Source organism: uncultured Fretibacterium sp. (assembly GCF_938030725.1).
Classification (GTDB): Bacteria; Synergistota; Synergistia; order Synergistales; family Aminobacteriaceae; genus Fretibacterium.
The window spans coordinates 1-8,811 of the sequence record NZ_CALHIQ010000027.1; the positions used below are offsets into that span (position 1 = coordinate 1).

The following is an 8,811-nucleotide window of genomic DNA, read 5'->3' on the forward strand; positions in this document are numbered from 1 at the left end:
GCGTGGGGACGGTTTCCAACATGTTCGAGATACTCGAGGCCGTTACGGGCGCGGACAGGATTCTGAGCGTCTAGCGGACGATAGGGCGCGCGTCGAGCTTCCGGCTTTCGCGCTCCTCGTGATGCAGGGATATTCATGGAGTGCCTGACGTCGATGCTGCAGAGCCGGGGGCTTTCCATTCCATCGGTCGGGCTCGACGAGGGGGTCCAGGAAACGCCGTCCTGGAAGGAGCTGCTGAAGAGGCTGCGTGGCGAGGCTGTGGAGCAATTGAGAGTTTGACGGCCCCAACACTCCCACCGTCCCTATGCAGATCGAGGACATTTTCGGACCCGCTATCCTCTGGGGAAGCGCTGAAGTGCGCTTCCCCAGCCGTTTCAGGACTTCGGCTTCTGAAGCTCCAAATCCGGCGAGGGGAGGTTCGAGAGCAGGCAGGCGATGTAAAGCTCGATGTAGTTGCGGAAGGAGCGCAGGGATTTCTGCGTGCGCTCCTCTATCTTTTTGAGCCGGTAGTTCAGGGTGTTTCGATGGATGTGCAGCTCGTCCGCGGTGCTTTGGCGGTTGAAGAAGTTCATTCCATAGACGATGATCGTGTTCTTGAGCTCGTCGTCGCTCGGATCCAGGTTGAACTCGGTGAAACGGTCTCTGATGAAGCGCTGTCGGGCGGAGGCAGGGAGGCTCAGGAGGAGGGACTCCACCCGAAGGTTCTGGATGTCGTAGATGCCGGGCTGCTTGAAGAGCAGTTTTCCAAGGCTGACGGCCTCCAGGGCGCTGCGGTAGGCGTAGGAGAGCCCCGGAACGCCCTTAAAGAAGAAGCCGATCCCCAGGACGGCGGAGAGGCGTTCCTCCTCGAATTTCTTGAGAAGGATATGGGAGTTCTCGTTTACCCGCTTGAACACCAGGTCCTTGTCCTGCTGGATCTTGGGGCTGATGGAACAGAAGACGGCGTACTTGTCCCCGTTCAGGGGAACGGAAACGTCGTCGGGAGCGTTGAAGACTTCCTTGGTCCGCAAGAGCACCCTGTTCTTGACGGATTGGATGAAGTTTTCCGCCTCGCGGCAGTCCTCAGATGATGAGGCCCCCTTCCACGAGTCCCGGATAAACTGTCTGAAGTTGTGCATGTCGAACACGATGGGGACGTAGAGGAGCCCCGGCGAAAAGCCGAGGTAGCGCGCCCTGGCCTCGAGCAGTTCGAGGTCGCTGACGCCTGGAATGTAGTTCACAAAGTCCTGGATGATGTCCTGGATCGCGTTCTCCTTGAGGAAGCCTGATTTGAGCCGGTACTGCGTTTTAAGGACCAGCTCGATCTGGTGCTTCACCGCCAGCGCGTAGGGGCGGACCTGATCGGCCGTTCCAAGCGCCGCGACGGCCCCGATGACCTCGAGGTATGCGTTCCGCAGCGGCAGGGCAGCTCCCGATGCGTCGTCACACTCACACTCTTCCCCGCCGATCGGCGCTGTCTTTTGGTGGGCGATCATGTCCATGACCTTGAGGCACAAGGTGCAACTCGCATTGACCGCAGAGGAGGTGATCCCAAGGACCCTCCCTCGGACATCTGAAACGACCAACGGACAGGGGACGATCCTCGCCATGCCGCTCAGGACGTCCCGGACGATGCCCTCAAGGGACTCCGACGCTTCCGACGTTTTCTGCGACATGACCCACAACACCCCCTGTCCTTCTTGTTATTGTACAACCTCCAGTTTTATGAGAATCTATTCTAAGAATTATAACACAAACTCATTCGATGTCCTAGGTTTTTCGTGAATGAATTCGTTAGAAACGTTTCCAAAGTAATCTTGGAAGAATTGTACAATGAAAAAAATGCGAAGCGTGGTACTATAGTGCACATAGATAGAGCATCTCTGCAATGTACAGCTGGTGTGCAAGGGTTTTACTTCTGCTATATCAGAGCGACAGAGTTTTTTCTTTGGAGTGGTGTAACTTCGCCACCCAAAAATAATACGTAAAGGAAGGTAAGAATTATGCCGAAAGTTGTTAACTCTTGGAATGATTTTGACCCCCTGAAGCACGTTATCGTCGGTCGCGCCGATAACTGCTGCATCGCGCCCTCCGAGCCCGCGTCCAAGGCCAAGGTTCCTCTGGACAGCCCGATGCGCGGCATGACCGGTCCTCGTCCGCTGGATACGGTCGAGAAGGCGAACGCTCAGATTGAGTACTTCGTCAAGGAGCTGGAGAAGCGCGGCGTTAAGGTGGACCGTCCGGAGCCCATGCAGTGGAACCAGGCCGTGGTCACCCCCCATTTCATGACGGGCAGCATGTTCGGCTGCATGCCTCCGCGCGACGTCCTGCTGACGGTGGGCAGCGACATCATCTGCGCGCCCATGTCCTTCCGTTCCCGTTTCTTCGAGTACCTGGCCTACTCCAAGGTCCTGCGCCGCTACTTCGACGAGGATCCCGACTTCCGCTGGATCGCTGCCCCGCGTCCTGAGCTGGGCGACGCGAGCTACGACATGCACTACTACGACGGGCACATCACGGAGGAGATCCTCCTTGAGCGCACGGCGAAGCTGGAGATGGTCACCACGGAGCACGAGATCCTGTTTGACGCCGCGGACGTGATGCGCGTCGGCAAGGACTTCTTCATCCAGCACGGCCTTACGACCAACAGGAAGGCCATGGAGTGGATTCGCCGCATGTACCCCCAGTGCCGTATCCACGCCGTCAACTTCCCTGGCGACCCCTATCCCATCCACATCGACGCGACGTTCGTTCCTCTGCGCCCCGGCCTCATCCTCAACAACCCGCAGCGCAAGCTTCCCGAGGAGCAGCGCAAGATCTTCGAGGCCAACGACTGGCAGATCGTCGAGGCCGCCATGCCCGCCCACAAGGAGCCGCCGGCACTCTGCTACTCCAGCGTGTGGCTGTCCATGAACTGCCTGGTCCTCGACCACAAGACGGTGTTCGTGGAGGCCAGCGAGACCGCCCAGATGGAGCAGATGGACAAGCTGGGCATGAACGTCATTCCCATCCCCTTCCGCGATGCCTACCCGTTCGGCGGCGGTCTGCACTGCGCCACGGCGGACGTGTACCGCGAGGGTGGCTGCGAGGACTACTTCCCGAAGCAGGTCAAGGACGTCACGCTTGTCGAGTTTGGCAAGATGAAGAACGGCTAAAGACGTCGATTTTTAAAGCTTCGGTCTAGTATAGCGTTTTTGGAGGTTTGCCGAGCTGCTATAGCTTTTTAGCCCGACAAACCTCCTTTTTTGTATCTTAAACTCATCCTTCATCAAGGAGGGCGCCATGCTCGGCTCATGGACGTTGGATTCTTTTATTGTTGGCAGCGTCATACTTTTTGCCGTTCCCATCATCGCCTGCATCCGCAGGCAGAGTCAGAAGGGGAAGTGTGAGTGATGACCGGTATCGAACTGTACAGATGGGGCATCTTTGTGTTTGCGTCTGCGATACTGATCGGTGTGGGCTGGTGGACGAACGTCAGGCTCAAGAAAAAGGCCGCGATGGCCAGCCTGTCCGGCGACGACGAGAAGGCGTTCCTGCTCGGCAGCAACGAGATGGGGCCTTTTGTGGCTGCAGGGACGCTCATGGCGACGGGCTACAGCGGCTGGGGTTTCATCGGGTCGCCCGGGACGGCCTACGCCTACGGCACGATTGAGGTCCTGGCAAACTTCTTGTTCGCTCCGGCCATTACCTTCGGGGCGCTCTTCTTCGCGGGCTTCATGCGCAAGCACGGAGAGAAGTTCGGGGCGCTGACGGTGCCGGAGTACCTCGCAAACACCCACAGGGGCTCGCAGGGCATGCGTCGGCTCGTCCACTTCCTGGCGGCCATCGCCACCTTTATCTTCCTGTCGGTCTACATGATCGGCCAGATCCGCGCCGTCGCAAGCGTGGCGTCGGAGTGGCTCGGGACATCGCTCCACATGTCGGCCATTATCTTCATGGTGGTCGTCATGATCTTCACGATGCAGGGCGGGCTTCTGGCGGTGGCGATTACCGATACGATCATGTGCTGCGGCATGGTCATCGCCTCGTGCATCGTGTATTACGTCATAACGCAGGACATCTCGCTGACGGAACTCATCGCCAAGGTCGGCGAGATCAAGCCGGAGTTCATCAACCCAACCACGTCCAACCCCTATGGCGATCCTAAGTACAGCGTGTTCCTCGTCTTCGTCTATGCCATGCTCTTCACGACCGTTTTGCCCTACATGTCCGTTCGTTTCCTTGCCATGAAGAAGGACATGAACATCCCGCTCGTCGCGCTCTACATGGCGCCCATGGGCTTTGCCATGAGTTTTGTCCCGATGGTGGGCATCTACATGTTCTACAAGGACCCCACCTGGCCGCAGGTTCTGGCGGTCGAGGCCCCAGCGGGAGCGCACGTCGCGGACCATGCGATGCCGGTCTTCCTGAACACGTACCTGTCGCCAGCCGTCGCGAGCATCATATCGCTCTTCATCATCTTCGCGATGCTCTCAACGATCAGTTCCGTGCTTCAGGTGCAGGCAGCGGCGCTCTCGCACGACCTTTACGTGTCGGCGGCGGGAAGGGACTCCAAATACGCTGATCTCCTGAACCGCGGCGCGGTCGTCCTCACGACGGTGCTGGGCATTGTGCTGACCTTCTTCGCCCCCCAGGGGATGCTGAACCGCATCGCCTACATAGGGACCGGTGGCCTCATCTCGATGCTGGTCGGGCCCACCATCATCAGGACGTTCATCGAGGGGAACCTGCTCACCTGTCTGCTTTCGATGCTCACAGGCTTCTTCGGCAACGTCTACCTCGTCCTCATCTACGGCAAGTTCGGCTGGGTCGAGGCGCCGATCATCGCAGGCATCGCCGGTTCGCTCGTCTACATGATCGTGGGCTACGTCACCAATGGAATGAGGGCGCGGCCGCTCGACGCCGAGGAGGCTGCTGCCGCCTGAGAACGAGGGCCAGTGACCGTCAACTCCATCTCTCTGGTTGCGCTTGAGTTTTTGTCACGTACAGGCAGGGGATGCGTTTTGAGCTGGAATGCAGCCTTGATATGTCGTCAAGGTTGCAATCCTTTTTTTGGAGGCGAGCTCCCTTCGGAATTGAAGCGGATTCTCCCGCGTTTTGGAAGGAGTGCAGTTCATGAAGGATATTCATGTCTTTTCTGAGATAGGACGGCTGAAACAGGTCATCCTCCACAGGCCTGGCAATGAGTTGAGCAACATCTCTCCTGATCTGATGGCTGATTTCCTGTTCGATGAAGTGCCGTTTTTGCGCGGAGCGATGGCGGAACACGATGCCTTTGCCGCCATGCTGAAAAGCTGTGGTGCCGATGTGATCTACCTTGAGGACCTTGCTGCAGAGGCGATTGAGAACGCCGGGGTGCGCGAGGCGTTTGTGGACGAGTTCATCGGTGAAACCTGCGTGACCTCCAAGGACGAGATTCGGATGCTCAAGGACTTCCTGCTGGGCATTCCCAAGACGCGGGATATGGTGCTGCAGATCATGGCCGGAACCCGCCGCTCCAGTTTCCCCAAGCGTGAACACACGTCGCTTGTCGATTTCGTGGATGTGGAGTATCCATTCGTCACAAACCCGATGCCCAACCTCTATTTTACAAGGGACCCCTTTGCCCTGATCGGGTCCGGCGTGTCACTCAACCACATGTGGAGCACCGTTCGCAACCGCGAAACGCTCTTTGGCAAGTATATCTTTAAGTATCACCCACGATTTAAGAACTCCGCCATTCCGTTCTACTACGACAGGGACATACCGTACCACATTGAGGGCGGTGACCAGCTGGTCCTCAGCGATAAGGTCTTGGCGGTGGGGATCTCTCAGCGCACGGAGGCAAGGGCCATCGAGCTCTTCGCAGAGAGGCTTTTTAAGGGGCCTGACAGCTTTGAGACGATTCTGGCGTTCAAGTTCCCCGCAAAGCGGGCTTTCATGCACTTGGATACCGTGTTTACTATGGTGGACCGGGATCTCTTCACGATCCACCCGGAGATACAGCAGCATCTTGAAGTTATCGCTGTGACGATGAAGGATGGAGAGCTCAGGTTCGAGTATCAGGGGCGTGCACTTGAGGACGTGCTTAAGAAGTACCTGAACCTGGATAAGGTCCGGCTCCTGCCCTGTGGGGGCGGCGACCCCGTTGACGCACCCAGCGAACAGTGGAGTGACGGCTCCAACACCTTTGCCGTCGCGCCTGGTGAGATCATCGTCTACGACCGCAATGTGGTCACGAATAAATCTCTTGAGGATGCAGGGGTTAAACTGCACGTCATACCGTCAGCGGAGTTGTCGCGCGGGCGTGGCGGTCCCCGTTGCATGACCATGCCGGTGGTTCGGGAGAAGCTGTTGTAGTTGAAAACGGCTTCAAAGTTTTGGAAAATAAGGTACTGGAAGGAGTGAAATATTTATGGAGCAGCGCAATAAAAGGTTTATTCAGAACATCACGTGGCCAGAATACGCAAAGGCTGCTAAAGATGGTGTTTTGATCATTCCGGTAGGTAGCACGGAACAACACAGCCAGCACCTGCCCCTCTCTGTTGACGTGATTATCTCGGAAAACTTTGCCAGAATACTGACAGAAAAAATTGATGCCTACGTTGCACCCAGCATTGCGTATGGCTACAAATCAAACCCGACAAGCGGCGGTGGTCCCCTCTTTCCCGGCACAATCGACCTTAAGGGGAATACGCTGGTTACCCTGACCAAGGACATATTGCTTGAGTTCATTGCCGATGGATGGAAAAAAATCATCCTGATGAATAGCCATTATGAGAATCAGGCATTTTTGGCCGAAGCTGCAGATCTTGCCATTGGCAAACAGCAAGAGGAGTTTCCCAAGGTAATCCTGACCAGTTGGTGGGATAACGTTTCTCAAGATATAATTCCCGCTGTCTTTGATGAGAGGCCGTTCCGAGGCTGGGACTTGGAGCACGCTGCGGTTACGGAAACTTCTTTGATGCTGTATTTTGCTCCGGAACTTGTCAAGGTGGACTTGCTTTCGGATGATGGCATTGGTGATGACGTTCCACGGTATCAGAGGTATCCTGTGTCTAAGACTTTGATCCCGAAGACAGGTGCGCTTTATACGTCGATGACCAGCACTGCAGAAAAGGGAAAACTCATCACGGACGACGTTATAAAAAACTTCCTGCGTTTCCTGAAGAAAGAGTTTAATTTATAAGGCGCGGTAATTTATCATTGACAAGAAGGTGGGTTTTAAAATGGTAGAAGATCGGACTCAAATTACTGAAACCACGGCTGAAACTGCAGAGGAAAAGAGAGGGCAGGACTATCCCTTAACCGAGGTTCCTGCTTCTGCCAGAGCCGGGCTTTTCTCGCTCTCTATGGTGCTGGCCGGGTTTACGTTCTTCACGTCCGTTATGTGGGCAGGCGGTGAACTTGGCGTCCACTACAAATTTTGGCCTGACTTGATGTACGTGGTAATTGTAGGAGATTTCCTGCTTGGTACTTATGCAGCCGTTCTGGGTTACATCGCTTTCTCCACTGGGTTGCACGCGGGGTTGCTGAGTCGGTTTTGCTTTGGCAATAAGGGCAGCCGTTGGAGTGACTTCCTTTACGGATTTACTCAAATCGGTTGGTATGCTTGGGGCACTGCCCTGATCACTGACCTTGTTCTTCAGCTGGCGGGCATCACAAAAGAAAATACTGCCAGTTACCCCTATATCTATGTGATTTTGATTATTTTCTTTGGATTCTTTTTTGTGATAACGGCGTATGGTGGCTATAAGGCGATGGAATTGCTTTCCATCGTTGCTGTGCCGCTCGTGACGTGCTTGATCCTCTATAGCATTTATGTTTCTACGGTAAAGGTTGGAGGATTGGAGGGGCTGCAGAAAATTCTCCCGAAAGAACCAATGACAACGGCTGCAGCGATGACGCTAGTTTTTGGTACATTTGTCAGTGGGGCTACGCAGTCCACAAATTGGTCCCGATTTGCCAGCAAAGGGTGGCATGCAGTAATCGCCAGTTTCGTTGGATTCTTTATCGGGAATGGCCTGATGATCTTCGCAGGCGCTTATGGCGGCTACGTTTATCAGGACCCGGATGTCGCAAGGGTTATGGCCCTGCAGGGGATGGCCATTCCTGCATACGTTTTGTTAATCCTGAACGTGTGGACAACTCAGGACAACGAGATTTATTGCTTCTCCGTTGCCTGCTGCAACGCCTTCCGCATCAAAGCAAGAAAAGGCATCACGCTTACAGGTGCTGTCATCGCTATCATTATGGCGTTGGGAGGAATCTATAATTACCTAATCGACTTTATCATCATCTCCGGTACGGTCATTCCGCCTATTGGTGGCACTATGCTGGCAGATTGGCTGATTAAGCATAAGAGACGTTACTCTAAGATTGCGGAAACTGAGTTCAAAGACTATAATCTCACAGGGATCGGTGCTTATATTATTGGAGCTGCAGCAGCTCTCTTTAGCCCGGGGATTCCGCCTATCAACGGTATCATCGCCGCTTTTATCGCCTATCCTATTCTGGATAAGATACTGCAGGCTATGGGCATGAGCCAGGACCATAGAGTGCTTGCTCTTGGAGAGGTTAAGCAGCAGGTGTAAGGTTTTCTGCTCTTCCTGCTGGACAGTTGAAATGTATGGGTCCTCGAATGGAGGACCCATACATACAGGTAGGTTTCCTTGCACGACCATGCCGATGGTGCGGGAGAAGCTCTAAATTTTTTCACTTGCCTTCCCCGCTCGAACCTCCCCCTTGGTGGTGATGTAAATTCCTGGCCCTGCTGCGCGAGAGCTTGTCGAGGGATACCGTATTTTCGGAGGTGAGCGAGGTGGAGCAGGAGTACTGGAGTTCTCCGGAGAA

7 protein-coding genes are annotated in these 8,811 nt (G+C 55.1%); 6 read left to right on the forward strand and 1 reads right to left on the reverse strand.

The window, feature by feature from the left end; genetic code table 11:
* Positions 1 to 135 precede the first annotated feature (135 nt).
* Positions 136 to 279 (forward strand): hypothetical protein, encoded by a 144-nt coding sequence (locus Q0629_RS01925; RefSeq protein WP_298778238.1) that lies wholly within the window; start codon positions 136 to 138, stop codon positions 277 to 279.
* A 95-nt stretch (positions 280 to 374) separates the two neighbouring features.
* On the opposite strand, the gene Q0629_RS01930 is transcribed toward Q0629_RS01925, so the two are convergent.
* Positions 375 to 1,655, reverse strand: a complete 1,281-nt coding sequence (locus Q0629_RS01930) for a helix-turn-helix domain-containing protein (RefSeq protein ID WP_298778240.1) — start codon at positions 1,653 to 1,655, stop codon at positions 375 to 377.
* Positions 1,656 to 1,982: 327 nt separating this feature from the next.
* Between Q0629_RS01930 and Q0629_RS01935 the strand changes: the two genes are divergently transcribed.
* The 5 genes from Q0629_RS01935 to codB all read left to right on the forward strand — a co-directional run bounded on the left by Q0629_RS01935 (position 1,983) and on the right by codB (position 8,552).
* A complete protein-coding gene (locus tag Q0629_RS01935; RefSeq protein WP_298778243.1) occupies positions 1,983 to 3,134 on the forward strand; it encodes a serine/threonine protein kinase in 1,152 nt (383 codons plus the stop codon).
* Between the two features lie 237 nt (positions 3,135 to 3,371).
* Positions 3,372 to 4,904, forward strand: a complete 1,533-nt coding sequence (locus Q0629_RS01940; protein WP_298778245.1) for a sodium:solute symporter family protein — start codon at positions 3,372 to 3,374, stop codon at positions 4,902 to 4,904.
* A gap of 190 nt (positions 4,905 to 5,094) precedes the next feature.
* A complete protein-coding gene (gene arcA, locus Q0629_RS01945) occupies positions 5,095 to 6,318 on the forward strand; it encodes an arginine deiminase (protein WP_298778247.1) in 1,224 nt (407 codons plus the stop codon).
* Positions 6,319 to 6,373: 55 nt separating this feature from the next.
* Positions 6,374 to 7,147: a creatininase gene (locus Q0629_RS01950; RefSeq protein WP_298778248.1), complete on the forward strand. Its 774-nt coding sequence runs from the start codon at positions 6,374 to 6,376 to the stop codon at positions 7,145 to 7,147.
* A gap of 40 nt (positions 7,148 to 7,187) precedes the next feature.
* Positions 7,188 to 8,552: a cytosine permease gene (gene codB / locus Q0629_RS01955; RefSeq protein WP_298778250.1), complete on the forward strand. Its 1,365-nt coding sequence runs from the start codon at positions 7,188 to 7,190 to the stop codon at positions 8,550 to 8,552.
* Positions 8,553 to 8,811 lie beyond the last annotated feature (259 nt).